Raw genomic sequence first — 18679 nt, 5'->3', positions numbered from 1 at the left:
GAATACGTTGGCCCACAACCGAACAACACCCCGCCCCACTGAGTGTGGGACGGGGTGTTGTCGTGGAACGGAGTCCTACTTTTCGGCCTCGGCGGCGCGCAGGTCCTTGCGCAGAATCTTGCCCGCTGCAGACTTGGGGACGATGTCGATGAACTCGACGCGTCGTACCTTCTTGTGCGGCGACACGCGCTCGGCGACGAAGGCGATGATGCCCTCCTCGTCGATGGTGGCACCCTGCTGGCGGACGACGAATGCCTTGGGGATTTCCTCGCCCTCGTCGTCGAGCACACCGATGACGGCGGCGTCGGCGATCTCCTCGTGCGTGAGCAGCAACGCCTCGAGCTCGGCCGGGGGCACCTGGTAGCCCTTGTACTTGATCAGTTCCTTGAGGCGGTCGACGATGTAGACGACACCCTCGGGATCGACGACGGCGATGTCGCCGGTGTGCAGGTAACCGTCGGAGTCGAGGGTTTCTGCGGTGGCGGTGGGGTTGTTGAGGTACCCGACCATCACGTTCGGTCCCTTGACCCACAGCTCGCCGGGCTTGCTCAATCCCTCTGTGGGCAGCTCGATCTCCTCGAGCGTGCCCGGGTCGACGAGCTTGTTCTCGGTGTTCGCCAGCGGCTGGCCCACCGAGCTGAGCGGCATGTCGTCGCGATCGAACGGAATGGCGTGGCTGACGGGGCTGAGCTCGCTCATGCCGTAGCCCTGACGCACCCGCGTGTTCAGGCGCTTCGCGACGGCCTTGCCCAGTTCCTCGTCCAGCGGAGCGGCACCCGAGAAGATGGTGTGCACGCTGGAGAGGTCGTACTGATCGATCATCGGGTGCTTGGCGAGCGCGACGGCCACCGGCGGTGCGATGAACAGGTACGTGAGCTTCTGATCCTGAATGATCCGCAGGAATTCGACGAGGTCGAACTTCGGCATCGTCACCAGGTGCGCGCGCAGCTTGAGCGCGATGTTGAGCAGCACCGTCAGGCCGTAGATGTGGAAGAACGGCAGCAGCGCCAGGATTGCGTCGTCACTGTCGATTCCGACGCGCGGTTCCATCTGCGCCACGTTCGCGACGAGGTTGCGGTGGGTGAGGATGACGCCCTTCGGCACACCCGTCGTGCCGGAGGAGTACGGCAGCACTGCGACGTGTGTGGCCGGGTCGAACGAGACCTCGGGGGCAGGTGCGCCCTGGGTGAGCAGGTCGCGCAGGTTCGGGTGGCCCTCTGCGCCGTCGAGCACGATGACGTGGTCTGCGTCGAGGCCGACCTTTTCCGCGGCGGCCTTGGCCTGCGGGTACAGCGGGGAGACGGTGAAGAGGAACTTCGCGCCCGAGCCGGTGAGCTGCTTGGCGATGTCCTCGGCCGTGTAGAGCGCGTTGATGGTCGTTGCGGTACCGCCTGCGCGCAGGATGCCGTGCAGCACCGACGCGAACGCGGGCACGTTCGGCGAGTGGAGTCCGACGACGTCGCCGACCTCGAGTCCACGTGCGGCCAGTGCGCCTGCGATGGCGTCGATCTGACCGATCAGCGACTTGTAGGTGGTGACCGCACCCGACGTTCCGTCGATCAGTGCAGGCTTGTCGAGGTCGGACTCGGCGATCGATCCGAACAGGAAGTCGTAGACGCTGAGTTCGGGAATCTCGACATCGGGAAAGGGACTGCGGAAGCTCATGGCTCTCCTTCGAAAAACTGCGGCAACAATGACCGAACCCTACAGTGAAAGCGGTCACAACGGACAGCGACCCTACCGCCGAGTCAGGTAGCGGGGGCGCTAACTTCGCGACGCATACGGTTTGCCCGCCGCGGCCGGTCCCCGCACGTGGCCCACCAGGCCCGCGACGGCGAAAATGGTCACCACGTACGGCAGCATCAGCATGAATTCGCTGGGTACCGGCGAGCCGATGATGCCCAGTACGTTCTGCAGGTTCGACGCGAATCCGAACAGCAGTGCGGCCAACGTCGCGCGTACCGGATCCCACCGACCGAAGATCACGGCGGCGAGTGCGATGTAGCCGGCACCGGCCGTCATCTCCTTGCCGAACGCTCCGACCGAACCCAGGGTGAAGTACGCGCCACCGAGTCCGGCGATGGCACCGGCGAGGCAGACGTTCCAGAAGCGGGTGCGGGCCACGTTGATTCCGACGGTGTCGGCAGCTTGCGGATGTTCACCCACGGCACGCAGTCGCAGACCCCACTTGGTGTGGAACAGCCCGAAGAACACGAGTGCGACGGCGATGTACATCAGGTACACGATGAGTGTCTGCCGGAACAGCACCGGGCCGAGAATCGGAATCTGCGAGAGCACCGGAATGTCGATGCGCGCGAAGCGCGGTGGTGAGTTGAGTGTCTCGGTGTTCTTGGTGAGCACCACCGAGTACAGGAAGCTGGTCAGTCCGACGACCAGCACGTTGAGCACCACACCCACGATGACCTGGTTGACGAAGTAGCGGATCGAGAACACGGCCAACAGGGACGCGGTCAACGCGCCGGCAATCAGTGCGGCGAGTAGCGCGACGTACGTGGACCCGGTGATCGACGCGACGACGGCGCTGACGAAAGCACCTGCCAGCAACTGTCCTTCGATGGCGATGTTGATGACGCCGACGCGCTCGGAGATCACGCCGCCCATCGCGCCGAAGATCAGTGGGGTGCTCAGAGCGACTGCGCCGATGAGCAATCCGGGAACGGGGATGGTCTCACCATCCGCTGCCCAGGCCAGGAATCCGAAGACGAACAGCACAGCGAACACTGCGAGCAGCCACAATGGCGTCGAGCGGTACTCCGAGGCGAGGAACGCCGCGTACGCGGTGATGACGGCCAACAACACGACCACGACCAGACCGGTACCGAACGACGGCACGCTTACGGCCGGCAGGGCGAAGAAGTCGTCCTCCGACGCCAAGGCGAATGTGCTTGTCCCCGAGCCCTTCTTGACGACGAACAGCACCAGGGCGAGCAGGGTCACGACCCCGAGGATCGTCGGCACCTTCCAGCTACGACCCAGTACCGCCTCGGCGGGGGCACCGACGGACTCGGTAGAGGTGGTCACAGTGCACCCACCTTCGCGGTCTCGGCTTTCGCGAGTTTCTCTTCACCTGGTTTGGGCAATCGGAACACCGCTCGAACCAGTGGCGGCGCAGCGATGAACAGTACGATCACCGACTGCACGACGAGCACGATGTCGATGGGTACGCCCTCGGCTGCCTGCATGGCGAACCCGCCGGCCTTGAACGCGCCGAACAGGATTCCCGCGAAGAACACTCCCCAGGGTTTCGATCGGCCGAGCAGTGCGACGGTGATGGCGTCGAATCCGATTCCGGCGTCGATGTCCGCACTGAAGCCGGTGGTGACGGTGCCGAGCACCTGCGCCACTCCGGCCAAGCCGACCAGCGCGCCCGACAGGATCATCGCGTACAGGTAGATCCGGTTGACGTTCATACCGGCGACGCGCGAGGCGTGGGGATTCTCGCCGACGGCGCGGAAGCGGAACCCGAGACTCGATCGCTCGAGCAGCCACCACACCGCGATCGTCACAATGATCACCAGCACGAATCCGAGATGCAGGCTGTAGCGGTCGCCGAACAGCTTGGGGAACACCGCAGTCGACGCGATGGGCGCGGTCTTGGGATTGTTCGATCCGGGCGCCTGCAGAGCACCGGGGGTGCGCAACAAGTAGGCAACGAGATAGAACGCGATGTAGTTGAGCATGATGGTGACGATCACTTCGTGAGCGCCGGTGCGCGCCTTGAGGAATCCGGCAATACCGCCCCACACTGCACCGCCCAGGACTCCGGCGACGACGGCCACCAGCAGGTGGATGCCGGCGGGCAGGTTCACTCCGAAGCCCACCCAGCCTGCGCATGCCGATGCGATGAGCATCTGGCCTCGGCCACCGATGTTGAACATGCCGACGCGGAAGGCCAGTGCCACACCGAGTCCCGCGACGATCAGCGGGGTCGCAAACGTCAGCGTCTCCATCAGCGGCCGGATGCCGTTCTCGAATCCGGGACGCCGGAAGTTGTACACCGAGCCCTGGAACAGCGACGAGTACGCACCGGAGACGGAATCCCAGATCGCTTTCAGCATGTCCGAGGGACGGGAGAAGAAGTACCCGGCCGATTCCTGCACGCCGGAGTTGGTGGCGGCGATGAGCACCGCACCGACGATCAGCGCGAGCAGAACCGCGAGAACCGAGATGATCGCGCTGCCGGTGAAGATCTGCCGCAGAACGACATGCGACTTCGAGGGCTGCTCGGCGCTATTCACCACGCTCACCGCCCATCATCAAGCCGAGTGTTTCGCGGGACGTATCCCCGGGGACGATTCCCACGATTGCTCCTCGATACATGACGGCGATGCGGTCGGCCAGTGCGGCAACCTCATCCAGTTCGCTCGACACCACGATGACCGGGATCCCCGAGTCCCGGGTGGCGACGATGCGCTTGTGCACGAATTCGATGGATCCGACGTCGATTCCGCGAGTCGGCTGCGCTGCGACGAACAGTCGCAGATCGCGGCTCAGTTCCCGCGCGAGCACCACCTTCTGCTGGTTGCCACCGGAGAGGCGGCCGACGGCGGTGCCGATTCCCGGTGCGCGGACGTCGAATTCGCCGAGCTTCTCCGACGCGAACGTGTTCAGATAGTCGCGTTGCACCGCGCCGCGTCGCACGAACGGCAAGCTGTTGGAGCGATCGAGCATCAGGTTCTCGGCGATGGAGAATTCGCCCACCAGTCCGTCGACGGTTCGGTCCTCGGGGACGAAGCCGACGCCTGCGTCGAGCACGTCCTGCACCGTCGACCCGACGAGCGAGTTGCCGTCGAGACTGATCTTGCCGGATACGTTGTCCTGCAACCCGAGTAGGGCTTCGACGAATTCGGTCTGACCGTTGCCCTGTACGCCTGCGATGGCGAGGATCTCCCCCGCCGCGACTTCGAGGCTGACGTCGTCGACGGTCTTGTTGCCCTGGGCATCGAACACCGACAGGTTCTCGATCACCAGTGCCGCGTCCCCCGGCGTGGCCGGGTCCTTCGAGACGGTCAGCTGCACATCGCGTCCCACCATCAGTGCGGCGAGCTCGGTGTTGCTGGCGGTCGGCTTCGCTTCGCCGACGACCTTGCCGAGCCGGATGACGGTGATCTTGTCGGCGACTTCGCGTACTTCGCGCAGCTTGTGGGTGATGAAGACGATCGTGGTTCCCGAAGCCGCGAGTTCCCGCATGATCCGCATCAGATCGTCGGTTTCCTGCGGCGTCAGGACGGCCGTCGGCTCGTCGAACACGAGCACCTTGGCCTCACGAGAGAGTGCTTTGACGATCTCGACCCGCTGCTGCACGCCGACGGGGAGGTCGTCGACGAGAGCATCGGGATCGAGGTCGAAGCCGAACCTCGCGGATATCTCCCGCACCAGCTTCCGCGCTGCCACGAGGTCGAGTCGTCCACCGAGAGAGGTGGTTTCGTTACCGAGCACGATGTTCTCGGCGACGGTGAACACCGGAATCAACATGAAGTGCTGATGCACCATGCCGATTCCGGCGGTCATCGCCTCGCCCGGTCCGGCGAAGTTCTGCTCGACGTCGTCGAGCAGGATCTGGCCTTCCTCGGCGCGATACAGGCCACTGAGCACGTTCATCAACGTGGACTTGCCTGCACCGTTCTCGCCGAGGAGACAGTGGATCTCGCCGGATTCGACGCTCAGATCGATGTGGTCGTTGGCGATCAACGAGCCGAATCGTTTGGTGATACCGCGAAGTTCGAGCTTCATATCCCTTTACGACCGCTTGGTGCTACTTGGGTGCCGACGGCGACTCGACGGTGATGGACCCGTCGATGATGCCGGCCTTGATCGTGTCCAGCTCGCCCTGCAGCGCGGGGTCGACCTTCGACTCGAAGTCGTGGAACGGTGCGATACCGACTCCGTCGTTCTCGAGCGTGCCCACGTACGGGGTGTTGTCGAACGCATCGGCACCGGAGTTGGCGACGACCTCGTCCACACTGGTCTTGAGTCCCTTGGTCACAGAGGTGAGCAGCAGGTCACCGACCGAGGGGTCGGATTCGAAGACGTCGGCGTCGGCACCGATGAGGGCGACGGGACGCGAGGAGTCGCGAATGGCCTGTGCCGCACTCTGATAGATGGGACCGCCGACCGGGAAGATGACGTCCGCGTTCTGGTCGATCAGACCCTGGGCGGTGTTCTTCGCGACCTCGTTGGCGGTGAATCCGCCGGTGAACGAGCCGTTCTGCGAGGCCACGTCCCAGCCGATGACACGGACCGCCTCGCCCTTCTGCTCGTTGAAGTAGTTCACGCCGTCGGCGAACCCGTCCATGAAGATGGTGACGGTCGGCAACTGGGAGCCACCGAACGTACCGACAACTCCGGTGGTGCTGTAGCTCGCGGCCGCGTAGCCGGCGAGGAATGCGGACTGCGACGCGTCGTAGGTCAGCGGCTTGACGTTCGGCAGATCGATCGTGGAGTCGTCGATGATCGCGAAGTCGATGTCGGAGTTGGCCTCGGCTGCCACCTTGGTGGCGTCGGCCAGATCGAATCCGACGGTGACGATGAGGTTGCAGCCCTGATCGACGAGGTTGTTGATGTTGGGGCCGTAGTCGGTGGGCGATGCGGACTCGACGGTGCGCGGCTCGACGCCGAGCTCTTCGGAGGCCTCGGTCAGTCCCTCGAACCCGAGCTGGTTGAACGACTTGTCGTCGAATCCGCCACTGTCGGAGACCATGCAGGGCAGGAAGTCACTCGATCCGCCTCCGCCCGATCCTTCGTCTTCGGGGGCAGATCCACAGCCTGCGATCAGGGCGATGGCACCGAGCGACGCGACGCCGCCGAGTGCTGCCTTCCGCGTACTCGTGCGGGTAACGAATGACAAGATGTCCTCCAATTTAGGTGTACTTCGTCTGGGTCGGGACGCTACTCGCGCGGGCGAGGGTGCGCAGGATTTCGGTCAGGCGTCCCTGTCGGGCCCGGCCTCGTCCGGTTCGGCCTTTGCGGTCGAGCGATCGTCGGGCAAGCTGCCGCCTTCACGGAGTATTCGTGCTTCGTCCTCACGCACCATCACTGCCGGCCCCGCTGCCACCACCGAGGGGTTCGGCGGAGTACCGGGCTTGAACACGTTGAAGAATACGTTGAGTACCACCGCGACGATGCTGGCGGCACTGATTCCGGAGTGGAAGATCGTGACGAACCAGTCCGGGAACTCGTCCCAGAAGTCGCTCGCGACAACGGGTATGAGACCGAACGCCAAGGTCACCGCCACGATGACGACGTTGGAGTTGTTGTCGTAGTTCACCTTGCCGAGGGTGCGGATCCCGCTGGCGGCGACGGTTCCGAACAGCGCGATGCCGGCGCCGCCGAGGACCGGAAGCGGGACGACCCCGACGACGGCCGCGAGAATCGGCGAAAGGCCCAGCAGCGCAAGCACGCCACCGCCCATCGCGACGACGAAGCGGCTCTTGATACCGGTCATCGCGACCAGGCCGACGTTCTGCGCGAAGGCCGTGGCCGGGAACGTGTTGAAGATCGGGGCGACGGCGGAGGACACCATGTCGGCGCGCAGGCCGTCGCCGACACGCTTGGAGTCGACGTCGGTTCCGACCACTTCGCCGACGGCGAGGATGTCGGCGGTGGTCTCGACCATGATCACCAGGATCACGATGGTCATCGACACGATCGCGCCGATCGCGAATATCGGTGAGCCGAAGGCGAAGGGTGTCGGGACGGCCACCACGGACGCGTCGGCGACGCCGTCGAAGTCGGTCTTGCCGACGATGAGCGCCGCGACGGTGCCGACGACGAGTCCGAGCAGGATCGACAACCGCGACAGTCCGGGAATCTTGGTCATCACCAGCACGGCGAGGAGGGTGAACATCGCCAACCCGATGTTGCCGGGGTCCAGATAGTTCGGGTTCGGCGCACCGCCCACCATTTCCTGGCCGGTGATCCAGCGCGCGGCCACGGGCATCAGCGACAGTCCGATGACGGTGATGATGCTGCCGGTCACCAGCGGCGGGAAGAAGCGGACGATCTTGGAGAAGAACGGGGCGATCGCCAATCCGATCAGCGCGGCCACCAGAACAGCTCCGAGCACCGTGCGCAGTCCGGTGCGCCCGTCGTCCGCGCTGGCGATGATCGTGAGAACCGTCGAGACCGATGCGAACGAAATACCCTGCACCAGCGGCAGTTGCGAGCCGAAGAACGGGATGCCGATCGTTTGCAACACCGTGGCCACGCCACTGATGAACAGCGCGCAGGAGATCAGCAGGGCCTGATCGGCCCCCGAGAGTCCGGCCGCTCCGCCGACGATGATCGGTACGGCGATGACGCCACCGAACATCGAGAGGATGTGTTGCAGACCGTAACCGAACATCTGCAGCACCGGTGGGCGGGCGTCCTCGGGCCTGGTCATGAGTGTCAGGCTAGGAACCGGACGTTACGGGCAGCGACACCGACCCATTTCGAGCGAGTTACGCTTGCTCGGCCTTACCTGCTTCCACCAGGTGCTCGAACGCTTTCAGATTCGCCAACGATTCGCCGCGCGAGACCCGCCACGCCCATTCCCGTTTGATGGACTCCGCGAAGCCCAGTTCGAGCAGCACGTTGAAATCGCCGTCGGCCGCCTCCAAGGTCTGGCCGAGAATGCGATCGAGTTCGTCACCGTTGACGGCGTGCAACGACATTCGGCCCACGAGGTAGATATCGCCGACCTTGTCGATCGTGTAGTGAACCCCGTACAGGCGACGGTTGCGCCGCAGCAGGTACTTGTAGACGCCCTCGAAGTTCTCGTCGGGTTTGCGGCATACGAACGCCTCGATGCGCACCCCGTGATGCCCGACGGTCAGCATCGTCGTCGTCTTGAGTTTGCGTTCCCCCGGCAGCTCGACGGTGAACACCTCGCCCCGCCGGGTGTAGTCCAGCTCGCGTTCCTTCAGTGCCCGGTCGATCAGTTCGGCAGTCTCGCTCATGCAGTCACAGCTCCTGATCTGCGTAGTTTCGACAATCCTCGGACGCGTCGCGGAGAGAACTCGCTCGGTCCCTCGCCTCGATCGAAGTGGAACTTGGCCTGCCGGTAGCTCTCGATGAGTCCGTCGGCGGTATGCTCCCACGAGAAGTTGCGGGCGTGCCGCGGTGCTGCGGTCGCCATGTCGGCCAAGGCAACTGGGTCCGCCAGCATGGACGAGAGCGCATCCGCCCAGTCCTCGGTGCGGTGCCCCTGCACCAGGCGTCCGGTCTCGCCCGATCGCACCGCTACGCCGAGCCCGCCGACGTCCGCGGCCAGGACCGGAGTTCCGCAGGCCTGGGCTTCGATCGCGACCAGGCCGAACGATTCGTTGTAGCTCGGCACGGCGACGATGTCCGCGGCGCGGTAGACCTGGGCCAGGCGCGGCGACGGCTGCGGCGGCATGAACGTCACTCGGGCAGTTATCCCGAGGTTCTCGGCCAGATCGATCAGGCTGTCGGGTCGATCCAGTCCGCTGCCGGACGGTCCGCCGACGATGAGGACCCGCAGTGGTGTCGTCGGATTGCGCTGCAGCACTTCGGCAGCCGCGGCGATCAGCACGTCGGGGGCCTTGAGCGGTTGGATGCGTCCGACGAACGCGACGATCGACTCGTCGGGATTCAGTCCGAGTTCGGCACGCGCCGCCAGCTTGTCGCCCGGATTGTATTGCGCCAGATCGGCTCCCGGCGCAACCACGTCGATCGAACCCTGCGACGCGCCGTAGATCTCGACGAGAGACTTCGCTTCCTCGGTGGTGTTGGCGATCAGCCGATCCGCCTCGGCCACCACCTGCTGCTCACCGATCTGACGCGCCGCGGGCTCGGGCGAGTCGCCCTGCGCCAGAGACGCGTTCTTGACGGCGGCAAGAGTGTGCGCGGTGTGCACCAGCGGCACTCCCCAGCGATCGCGCGCCAGCCAGCCGACCTGACCCGAGAGCCAGTAGTGCGAGTGCACCAGGTCGTAGTAACCGGGTTCGTGGCGAGCTTCCTCGCGCAGCACCCCGGCGGCGAATGCGCACAGCTGAGTGGGCAGATCGTGCTTGTCCAACCCCTCGAACGGGCCCGCGACGATGTTGCGCACCAGCACTCCAGGAGCTGCCTCGACGACGGGAGCGTCGGTCGACGCCGTCGCGCGGGTGAAGATCTCGACCTCCACGCCCCGTTTGGCCAGCTCTTTCGCGCTCTGCAGCACGTAGACGTTCATACCGCCCGCATCGCCCGTTCCCGGCTGCGCCAGCGGGGAGGTATGCAAGGACAACACAGCGACCCTGTTCAGCTGGCGTCCAGTCACTCCCTCAGTGTGCACGCCTCCACATTACGTCTCGATAACTACCCCTTCTGACGACCGGGCAGACTCGGACCGTCCACGAACTCGGTCACCTCGGTGAAAAAGCGCTGCGGATCGGCGACGAACGGGCCGTGGTCGACGCCATCCCAGTACGACGCGACCGCCGTGGGAATGAGCTCCGCAGCGTGCCGTCCGGCAGAGACGTCGACGACGGTGTCCTGCGTTCCGTGCAGCACGAACGCCGGGATGTCGAGGCTGCGCAGCAGGTCGTCGTGGCCGACCGCTCGATCGAACAGGGCGGCGCGAACCCGCGGCCTCGTGGACAGCGTCAACCCGAACAGCGCCTGCGCTTCCGTTCCCTTACCTTCGGTCGGCCCGGTGAGCGCATGACCGAAACTTCCCAACGCCTTGATGGCGACGCGGGGCTCCTCGGCCATCGCGCCGGGGATCGCCGCGCGCATGGCAGTCCCGACGCGGCCGCCTGCTTCTCCCCTGCCGATGCTGGTGATCGCACCGACGAGCACGATGCCCGCCACCGCGTCCGTGCCGTGTTCGGCGAGGTAGTCACAGATCACCAGTCCGCCGTACGACCAACCCAGCAGCACCGCGTCGGCGGTGATGTTCTCGGCGGCCAGCACCGCGGCCACGTCTCCTGCCCAGTTCTTCGGGTCGTCGTAACCGTCCGACGGGGCGTCGGAATAGCCGTGTCCGCGCAGATCGACGGCGAGAACGCGGTAACGCTCCGCCAGGTCGGCCAGCAGTCCCTCGCCCCAGCAGGCCGAGCTCTGCGCCCACCCGTGCAGCAGGATCAGTGGCCGCGACGCTGGGTCACCGCTGACGCGGTAGACGATGTTGGCTCCGTCGACGCCGGTGGCCTGACGAATCGGTCCTGCTGCAGGGGTGCTCGTATCGGGCTTGCTCATGGAGCTGAACCTACGCCGCGGCCCTGCGCATCGAGGCGAGCGGATCGGAGTACAGGGCGCTCAGAGAGACCACGGTTGCGGCGTGTTCCTGCACCTTGTCACCGAACCCGGTCACCCGAATATCCCTGCGCTCCAACGTCGAATGCGTCGCGAAGGCCTCCCCCACGTGCGGAATTCCGGCCGGGTACGCGGTGAACGCCTGGCCTCCGAGTACGACGCGGTCCGGATTGAACATGTCGCGCAGCAGCGCCACCGTTCGACCCAGGATCTGCGCCCGCTCGACGAGCAGCTCCCGCGCGGCCTCGGAGCCTGCCTGCGCCGCCTGATACACCGCGCCGATACTCGGGTGAGGCTGCGGTGCAACTATTTTGCGATCCACGGCAGCGGCAACCACGGCTCGATCGCTGACGGAGGCCTCGAGGCATCCCCGATTGCCGCAGCCGCACAGCGCAGACGATCCGGTGGGTAAGTGTGCGATGGAGCCAGGGCCGCTCGTGGGGGTGTGCACGCGGCCGTCGATGGTCAGCGCCATGCCTGCGGTCTCGCGTGCGTAGAAGTACAGCGATGTTCCGCTGTTGCTCTGCGCCGCGACACTGTCCGACAGACGCGGCGCAAGAAGCAACTCCGCGGCCGCCATGGCCTCGACGTGTCCGGAGACCGAGATCGGCAGTCCCAGTCCACCGCCGATGATCCCGGCGACACGGCCGTTCTCCCATCCCAGCCGCGGATGGTCGACGGTGCCGCTCGCGGTGTCGACGCGTCCACCGATCGCCACCCCTACCCACAGCGGCGTGCGGCGGTGCCAGCGTCCGGCAAAGGCACCGGCACTGCGGGTGACCGAGGCCAGCGCTGTCTCCGAAGATCCAGCGGGCGTGGGTATTTCGACGGCACCGAGGATGCGTCCCCGCAGATCGCTGACGGTGATGCCGGTGACGACGGCTCCGATGTGGATGCCGATGGTCGAGAACGGCTCGTGGTTGACCTCGAACGGCACCCGCGGTCGTCCGATCGCCCCCGATGCCGTCAGGTCTGCGCGCTCACGGAGCAGTCCGGCGGCGAGCAGCGCCGACACCTGACGGTTGACCGTGGCGATGCTCGATCCGGTTGCGCGAGCGGCACGCTCGCGCGAGATGGGACCCTCGACGCAGGCCACCCGAAGCACCGACGCGGCGGGACTGTCGGCGATCCGCAGATCGGGTGCGACGAGTTGGACGCGAGATCGGGGCCTCGGGAGAGACCGCGGAGAGGTGGGGCCGGCGTGGTGGTGCAGTGTCGATACGGACATCGGTTGTGGTCCTCAGCAGTGGCAGACCTCCGTCGTGGATGGACAACGACGGAAGAGCGAAGTGATGCAGGTCAAGGGGCGGGCACGGTGGTCACGAGAGACCACGACACGCGAATCGACTGTCCGTAGCGCCGAAAGGCTAGAGACAGTTTCCTTGGCCGGGACAACACAGTTCCCGAGGAAGCGGCAAGCGAGAACCGAGGGACGCGGTCACATACGTGACCCGCATCGCGGTGGTCTCACTGGCGGACATACACCCAAAATTAGCACCCTCGCGTCCGAAGTCCAATCGGGCATCGGAAAGCACGGGGCACGTCGGGCATAGAATTTCGCCATGACCTCGTCCGAACAGATTTCCCCCGATGCCCGAATCGCCGTCGTCACCGGAGCGAGCTCCGGCATCGGCGCGGCCACCGCCCGCCAACTCGCCGCCGACGGCTTCCACGTCGTGATCGGTGCCCGCCGACTCGACCGGCTCGAGGAGTTGGCGTCGGAGATCGGTGGCACTGCTCTGGAACTCGATGTGACGGACGAGGATTCGGTCGCTGCCTTCACTGCGGTCATTCCCCGCGTCGATGTGCTGATCAACAATGCCGGTGGCGCGAAGGGCTTGGCCCCGGTGATCGACGCCGACCTCGACGACTGGCGCTGGATGTGGGAGACCAACGTGCTCGGTACATTGCGGGTGACGAAGTCGTTGCTGCCCAAGCTGATCGACTCCGGTGACGGCCTGATCGTCACCATCACGTCCGTGGCGGCATTCGAGGCCTACGACAACGGATCGGGCTACACCTCGGCCAAACACGCTCAGGCGGTGCTGCATCGGACGTTGCGCGGCGAGTTGTTGGGCAAGCCGGTGCGGTTGACCGAGGTCGCGCCGGGTGCCGTGGAAACCGAGTTCTCCCTCGTCCGGTTCGACGGCGACGCCGACAAGGCCGACGCTGTCTACCAGGGCATCACGCCGCTCGTGGCGAGCGATATCGCCGAGGTCATCGGCTTCGTGGCCTCGCGCCCGTCGCACGTCAACCTGGACCAGATCATCATCAAGCCACGTGATCAGGCCGGTCCGGGGCGCTTCTCCCGGAAGTAAGTGCCTTCGGCAGTGGTGCGGTTAAGTGCCCCCTGGGGTACATAACCGCACCACTGCGGCTACACCGCACTCATCGACTCCCAGGTCGGCCAGTCGATGGCCCAGTCGTACAGGTCGCCGTCTGCTGCCGAGAGGTCGATGCGCGTTCCGGTGACCTCGACGGGATCGCCGTACATCGCCGTCTGGAAGTACTGCTGAGCATCGGCGTCGGAGAGGTTGATACATCCGTTGGTGACGTTCGACGCGCCCTGCACGCCGGTGGTCAGCGGATTGGCGTGGATGAATTCGCCGTTGTTGGAGATGCGCACCGCCCAGCGTTCGCGGACGTTCTCGTAGAACGGCGGGTTGGACATCAGGAAGTCCTCGTGCTTCTCGGTGACGACGTGGATACCGCTGCGGGTGACGTTGCGGTCCTCGTTGCCCTCGCCGTAGCTGACGGGAATGTCCATGATCGTCTGGCCGTCGCGGACCACCTGCATGCGGTGGCTGGTGGCGTCGGCGACGACGACCTGACTGCGTCCGATGCTGAAGTTCAGGGTGACGTCGTCGGCACCGTATGCGCCGTCGCCGTAGTTCACGCCGTAGAGCTTGGCGTCCACCGAGACCGTCGTGCCGGGTGCCCAGTAGTTGGTGGGACGCCAGTGGACGCGTGAGCCGTTGTCGTCGGGGAACCATGCCCACGCGCCGGGCGTCGGCGGATTGGTCGTCACCGTCAACGCCTTCTCGACGGCGGCCTTGTCCGCGATCGCGGAGTCGAACTGCAGGATGATCGGCGCAGCGATGCCCACTTCCTGGCCGTCGCCGATGTTGGTGCTCACCGACGTGCGGCTGTCGGGTTCGACGGTGGTGAAGGCCCCGGCGATGTCGACGGTCTTGTTGTCGCTGCCCACGGCCGAGCCGGACCACGTGTACTGCACGCCGTAGCCGAGTGGCTCGGTGACGGCGTACGAGGTCTTGTCGGGCGAGAGCGCGCCCTGGACGACCTTGCCGTCGGGGTTGGTCAATGCGACCTGGGTGAGCGTTCCGTCGGCCACGGAGACCGAGATCGGCGCGACGGGGCTGACGTCGACGGCACCTGCGACCGGGTTCTCGGTCACCTTCGCGACGGGCGCTGCCTCGGTGGTCGGGGCTGCCGTGCCCGAGCCGGCTTCGCCCGATCCGACGGTGCAGCCCGCCACGAGTGCCACCAAGGCGACGAGCACGGCGATCAACCACACCATGCGCGTCCGTTTTGTCTGTTCTACCTGCTCATGCACGTTATCCAACGTACCTGCGTCTGCGAACTACCCCGATTTTTGGGGGCAGTCTCACAGCTTGCGCGTGCGAAGTTCGTGGCCCTTGGAGGTGAGGCAGCGGCCGGAATCGAGGCTCCAATCCCACCCGTGCAGATTGCAGGTGAGCTTGTTTCCCTCGACGATGCCGAACTTCGTCAGGTCCGCTTTCAGGTGTGGGCAGCGGCGCTGGATCTCGTAGCCGCCAATCGTGATCGTGGCGGTGTCGTCGTGTGCCTCGGAGAACCAGCCGTCGGCGTAGGCGATGCGCTCGTCGGTGAGGCACTTGAAGAACGTGTAGAGGAATTCGTTGTAGCCGCCGACGCGTCGGGCACGGAAGCGGGTGGACAGGAAGATCGAGTTGACCCAGTCCGGCTCCTTGTCACGTATGGCGGTGCGTACGAGCTCCGGCGGGATGGTGAAGCTGTAGCGGAACTTCTCGTTCGAGATCGGTTCGCGCACAATCCGTTTCGGAAAGTCGAGCACGACGGTTTCGTCGCCCATCGTGATTCCGACGGGGTAGCCGATGCCGTCGCAGATCAGATCCGTCTGCGCCATGATCGGCTCGAACAGGCCTCGCATCGGCTCGAGCAGCGGCTCGCCCTCGGCCGGAGCCCAGGCCGCCTTCTCCGCGGCGATGACCGATGCCTGACGCTGGGCGTAGGCCTCGATGTAGTCGGCCTTGCCGGTGGTGAAGATGGCCTCGGCCTCGGCCGTCGGGATCGGGTGCTCGTGCGAGATCAACTCGGAACCGTCGAACGTGGCGGCGGTGCCCGGCATCATCAGCAGGCCCTTGTCGTGCCCGTGCAGACGCATCTGCTCGAGAAACACCATCTGATCCGGAAACACGTTGGCCGGGTCACCGTAGACGTCGTTGAGCGAACGCAGCTCGTCGTCGAGGAAACACGGCGGGCCGGCCGACGGGACGACCCACGTCGAGCCGACCTGCTCGATGTACTGGCGCGCCCGATCCATCTGCCGTTGACGCTTCTGGATGCCGAAGTTCTTCTTCGCGCGCGAGACCATGTCGTAGACCATCGGGTACCAGATCGCGCCCGAGTACTGCAGCATGTGCACGTCCACGGGACCGAAGTTCTCGGTCATCACGTCCAGGTCCACCGGCCTCGCGTCGTTCATGTTGAACGCGACGGTCTTGCCGTCCGAGACGACCAGACCCGAGTCGCCGATAGGGCCGTCGGCGGGTGCGCGCAACGCGATGATCATGATGTCGAGATCGCCCTTGGGACCGGAGATCGTGTGCTTGACCGAGTCCGTCGTCTCGTAGAACTTGTGGAAGCCGAGCTTCTCGAGCTCGTGCTTGAGATCGAGCACCGGGTAGTCCGGCAGCAGCACCGTGGCGTCCTTGTTGACGTGCTCGGCCAAGTTCTTCGGGTCGAAGTGGTCCTTGTGCAGGTGCGAGACGTAGAGGTAGTCGCAATCACCGAGGGCGTCCCAGTCCAGGCCCGAGTTGTCGGGGAACGGGAACCACGACGCGTAGAACGACGGGTTGACCCACGGGTCGCACAGGATGCTTCCGGCGTCGGTCCGAATATGGAATCCCGCATGTCCCACGCTTGTGACCTGCACTGATTTACCTCCCTGGAGCCTTCACTTGCAAAGCTCCATCGTATGCGCCGTTTCGACCGGCCCTAACCCAGCGCGCAGTTGACGAGGTCACATTCGGGCGTGAGCGTGACGCCGAACTTCTCCTGCACCCCGTCGCGGACGTGCGCGGCCAGCGCCATGATGTCCGACGCGTTTGCCCCACCCCTGTTGGTGATCGCCAGCACATGCTTGGACGACAGCGCCGCAGTGCCGCGCCCGAATTCGGTGCCGTAGCCGCGCGGGAAGCCAGCGTTCTGGATCAGCCAGGCCGCCGGAATCTTGGTTCCCGCGGGGTCGGGGAAGTTGGGCGCGTGCGCTGCGGCTTCGGGCACCTCGGGCAGTACCGGGTTGAGGAAGAACGATCCGACGCTCCACGTGTCGTGATCGTCTCCGTCGAGCACCATCCCGCGTTCTCCGCGCAGAGCCAGCACAGCCGCACGCACATCCGACACCGGTACGACGTCGCCGATCTGCACGTCGAGACGCTCCGACAACGCCGCGTAGCGCACCGGAAGCGACTCGGTCGTCTTCTTCAGCGCGAACGTCACGTCCAGAATCACGTACCGCGAGGACCGCTTGAACACAGACGATCGATGCGTTCCGAAACCGCACTGCTCCGGCGTCCACACCGCCGTCCGATCGGTCTCGCGGTCGTAGACGGTGAGACTGTGCAGCAGCTCCGACGTCGACGCGCCGTACGCGCCGACGTTCTGGATCGGCGTCGCACCGGTGGTTCCGGGGATGCCCGAGAGCGCTTCCATGCCCGACAGTCCCGCATCGATCGTCGCCTGCACGACGGCATCCCACTCGACACCGGCGTCGACCGTCACGATCTCGCCGTCGATGTCCAGCCGCGAGCCGGTCACCCGAACCACCCGGCCGTCGAACCCGTCGTCGCCGACCACCAGGTTGGATCCGCCGCCGATGACCAGCACATCGGTTCCCGAGCGATCCGCGTCGCGCACCAGGGAGACCAACTCGTCGGCGTTCGTCGCAACGGTGAATTCACGGGCCGGGCCGCCCACCCGGATGGTGGTGAGCTCCGAAATTGCAGTAGGCACGGACTCTCACGCTACCGGTCGCGCACCTGCGTCGGAGCCACCCGGTAACCTGCGCCTATGCCTCGCCCCATTGAGCACAGCTCGACTGTGCCCGCCTCCGCCGACAAGGTCCACGCTGCATTGACGTCCGAGCAGTACTGGAAGGACCGCATCGAGCAGATCGGCGGACCGGGCGCCAGCCTGAAGAGCGTCACCGTCGGCAACGGAACCATCGACGTCGTCATGACCCAGGCCGTCCCCGAGGAGGAGTTGCCGTCCGCGGTGACCGCCTTCAAGAAGGGCGACCTCATCATCGAACGCACCGAGAGCTGGGGACCGTTCGACGGCACCCATGCCGACGGCACCTTCGGAGCCACGGTCGAAGGCGCACCCGCGCGCATCACCGGCACCACCTCGCTCGACGCCACGGGCGAGACGACCACCATCGCACTGGCCGGCACCACCGAGGTCAAGGTCCCCATCTTCGGCGGCAAGATCGAAGCGATGATCAGCGAGCAGGTGCTCTCGCTCATCGACAACGAACAGGACTTCACCGGTAACTGGATTGCGGCCCAAGCAAGCAGCTAACCTGGCGCACTATGGCTCGCCGAATGAACTACTCCGCCCGGTTCACCCACTCGACGCAGCAGGTCTATGCAGCGCTCTCCAGTCGCGATCACTGGGATGCGCGCATCGAGGAGATGCGTAAGTACTCGGAGAACGAGCTGAAGAGCTTCGAGGTGTCCGACGCCGGAATCGACATCGTGATGCACCACGTCATCCCACGCACCGAACTGCCCGACATCGCGCAGACGGTGATGAAGAAAGACATGATCATCACCCGCAACGTGCACTTCGACGCCTTCGAAGAAGTCACCGCGGGCCACTACGACGCGTCGATTCCGGCCGGACCGGGCTCGCTCAAGGGCACCACCTCGCTGTTCCCCACCAACGGCGGTTCGACTCTGCGCACATCCTCCGAGGCCAAGGTCTTCCTGCCGTTCATCGGCGGCAAACTCGAGCAGCTGATGCTGGTCAACCTCATCGACCTGTGGCGCGGTGAAGGCGAAGTCACCGCCGACTGGCTCGAAAAGAACGCCTGAACTGAACAATCAGAGCAAGGGTCGTTCCGCAGGCTCCACTCCTGCCCCCGAAGGCGTCATCACCCGCGGCACCACCGGCA

16 protein-coding genes are annotated in these 18679 nt (G+C 65.3%); 3 read left to right on the top strand and 13 right to left on the bottom strand.

Features of this window, described 5'->3' with window-relative positions; genetic code table 11:
- Window positions 1-75 precede the first annotated feature (75 nt).
- The 10 genes from CH251_RS16180 to CH251_RS16135 form a co-directional block, all read right to left on the bottom strand.
- The gene (locus CH251_RS16180; RefSeq protein WP_094614024.1) at window positions 76-1665 is read right to left on the bottom strand and encodes an AMP-binding protein; all 1590 of its coding nucleotides are present in this window, start codon (window positions 1663-1665) and stop codon (window positions 76-78) included.
- Window positions 1666-1764: 99 nt separating this feature from the next.
- A complete protein-coding gene (locus CH251_RS16175; protein ID WP_094614023.1) occupies window positions 1765-3042 on the bottom strand; it encodes an ABC transporter permease in 1278 nt (425 codons plus the stop codon).
- On the bottom strand, window positions 3039-4268 hold the full coding sequence (locus CH251_RS16170) for an ABC transporter permease (protein ID WP_256979111.1): 1230 nt from the start codon (window positions 4266-4268) through the stop codon (window positions 3039-3041). Before CH251_RS16170 ends, CH251_RS16175 begins: the two co-directional genes overlap by 4 nt.
- On the bottom strand, window positions 4252-5754 hold the full coding sequence (locus CH251_RS16165; RefSeq protein WP_094614022.1) for an ABC transporter ATP-binding protein: 1503 nt from the start codon (window positions 5752-5754) through the stop codon (window positions 4252-4254). The genes CH251_RS16170 and CH251_RS16165 overlap by 17 nt, the downstream gene beginning before the upstream one ends.
- A gap of 22 nt (window positions 5755-5776) precedes the next feature.
- Window positions 5777-6868 (bottom strand): BMP family protein, encoded by a 1092-nt coding sequence (locus CH251_RS16160; protein WP_256979110.1) that lies wholly within the window; start codon window positions 6866-6868, stop codon window positions 5777-5779.
- A 75-nt stretch (window positions 6869-6943) separates the two neighbouring features.
- Complete coding sequence (locus CH251_RS16155; protein WP_094614020.1) at window positions 6944-8404, bottom strand: nucleobase:cation symporter-2 family protein; 1461 nt, start codon at window positions 8402-8404, stop codon at window positions 6944-6946.
- A 58-nt stretch (window positions 8405-8462) separates the two neighbouring features.
- Window positions 8463-8960 (bottom strand): YbjN domain-containing protein, encoded by a 498-nt coding sequence (locus tag CH251_RS16150; RefSeq protein ID WP_094614019.1) that lies wholly within the window; start codon window positions 8958-8960, stop codon window positions 8463-8465.
- A complete protein-coding gene (gene mshA, locus CH251_RS16145) occupies window positions 8957-10285 on the bottom strand; it encodes a D-inositol-3-phosphate glycosyltransferase (protein ID WP_179273304.1) in 1329 nt (442 codons plus the stop codon). The genes CH251_RS16150 and mshA overlap by 4 nt, the downstream gene beginning before the upstream one ends.
- A 38-nt stretch (window positions 10286-10323) precedes the next feature.
- Window positions 10324-11205: an alpha/beta fold hydrolase gene (locus CH251_RS16140; protein ID WP_256979109.1), complete on the bottom strand. Its 882-nt coding sequence runs from the start codon at window positions 11203-11205 to the stop codon at window positions 10324-10326.
- A gap of 10 nt (window positions 11206-11215) precedes the next feature.
- The gene (locus tag CH251_RS16135) at window positions 11216-12490 is read right to left on the bottom strand and encodes an ROK family transcriptional regulator (RefSeq protein WP_179273305.1); all 1275 of its coding nucleotides are present in this window, start codon (window positions 12488-12490) and stop codon (window positions 11216-11218) included.
- Window positions 12491-12824: 334 nt separating this feature from the next.
- Here CH251_RS16135 and CH251_RS16130 point away from each other — a divergent pair, with 334 nt between their 5' ends.
- Window positions 12825-13580: an SDR family NAD(P)-dependent oxidoreductase gene (locus CH251_RS16130; RefSeq protein ID WP_094614018.1), complete on the top strand. Its 756-nt coding sequence runs from the start codon at window positions 12825-12827 to the stop codon at window positions 13578-13580.
- Window positions 13581-13639: 59 nt separating this feature from the next.
- On the opposite strand, the gene CH251_RS16125 is transcribed toward CH251_RS16130, so the two are convergent.
- The 3 genes from CH251_RS16125 to CH251_RS16115 all read right to left on the bottom strand — a co-directional run bounded on the left by CH251_RS16125 (window position 13640) and on the right by CH251_RS16115 (window position 17517).
- On the bottom strand, window positions 13640-14800 hold the full coding sequence (locus CH251_RS16125) for an Ig-like domain-containing protein (protein WP_179273306.1): 1161 nt from the start codon (window positions 14798-14800) through the stop codon (window positions 13640-13642).
- 87 nt (window positions 14801-14887) lie between these two features.
- Window positions 14888-16438, bottom strand: a complete 1551-nt coding sequence (locus CH251_RS16120) for an MBL fold metallo-hydrolase (protein WP_094614016.1) — start codon at window positions 16436-16438, stop codon at window positions 14888-14890.
- 62 nt (window positions 16439-16500) lie between these two features.
- Complete coding sequence (locus CH251_RS16115; RefSeq protein ID WP_094614015.1) at window positions 16501-17517, bottom strand: UDP-N-acetylmuramate dehydrogenase; 1017 nt, start codon at window positions 17515-17517, stop codon at window positions 16501-16503.
- 57 nt (window positions 17518-17574) lie between these two features.
- On the opposite strand from CH251_RS16115, the gene CH251_RS16110 reads away from it, so the two are divergent.
- Entirely contained in the window at window positions 17575-18084 is a 510-nt protein-coding gene (locus CH251_RS16110) for a DUF2505 domain-containing protein (RefSeq protein WP_094614014.1), read from the top strand.
- Window positions 18085-18095: 11 nt separating this feature from the next.
- On the top strand, window positions 18096-18599 hold the full coding sequence (locus tag CH251_RS16105) for a DUF2505 domain-containing protein (protein WP_032393853.1): 504 nt from the start codon (window positions 18096-18098) through the stop codon (window positions 18597-18599).
- The last annotated feature ends 80 nt before the right edge of the window (window positions 18600-18679 follow it).

This window comes from Rhodococcus sp. 06-462-5, assembly GCF_002258315.1.
Classification (GTDB): domain Bacteria; phylum Actinomycetota; class Actinomycetes; order Mycobacteriales; family Mycobacteriaceae; genus Rhodococcoides.
Note: the sequence above shows the minus strand (reverse complement) of the source record. Positions and strands in the feature narration are given on the sequence as shown.

Bases quoted from the DNA above. Each gene is read 5' to 3' on its own strand.
- CH251_RS16135 (WP_179273305.1), bottom strand. From the start codon at position 12,490: ATGTCCGTATCGACACTGCACCACCACGCCGGCCCCACCTCTCCGCGG.
- CH251_RS16165 (WP_094614022.1), bottom strand. From the start codon at position 5,754: ATGAAGCTCGAACTTCGCGGTATCACCAAACGATTCGGCTCGTTGATC.
- CH251_RS16110 (WP_094614014.1), top strand. From the start codon at position 17,575: ATGCCTCGCCCCATTGAGCACAGCTCGACTGTGCCCGCCTCCGCCGAC.
- CH251_RS16140 (WP_256979109.1), bottom strand. From the start codon at position 11,205: ATGAGCAAGCCCGATACGAGCACCCCTGCAGCAGGACCGATTCGTCAG.
- CH251_RS16155 (WP_094614020.1), bottom strand. From the start codon at position 8,404: ATGACCAGGCCCGAGGACGCCCGCCCACCGGTGCTGCAGATGTTCGGT.
- CH251_RS16105 (WP_032393853.1), top strand. From the start codon at position 18,096: ATGGCTCGCCGAATGAACTACTCCGCCCGGTTCACCCACTCGACGCAG.
- CH251_RS16150 (WP_094614019.1), bottom strand. From the start codon at position 8,960: ATGAGCGAGACTGCCGAACTGATCGACCGGGCACTGAAGGAACGCGAG.
- CH251_RS16180 (WP_094614024.1), bottom strand. From the start codon at position 1,665: ATGAGCTTCCGCAGTCCCTTTCCCGATGTCGAGATTCCCGAACTCAGC.
- CH251_RS16125 (WP_179273306.1), bottom strand. From the start codon at position 14,800: ATGGTGTGGTTGATCGCCGTGCTCGTCGCCTTGGTGGCACTCGTGGCG.
- CH251_RS16130 (WP_094614018.1), top strand. From the start codon at position 12,825: ATGACCTCGTCCGAACAGATTTCCCCCGATGCCCGAATCGCCGTCGTC.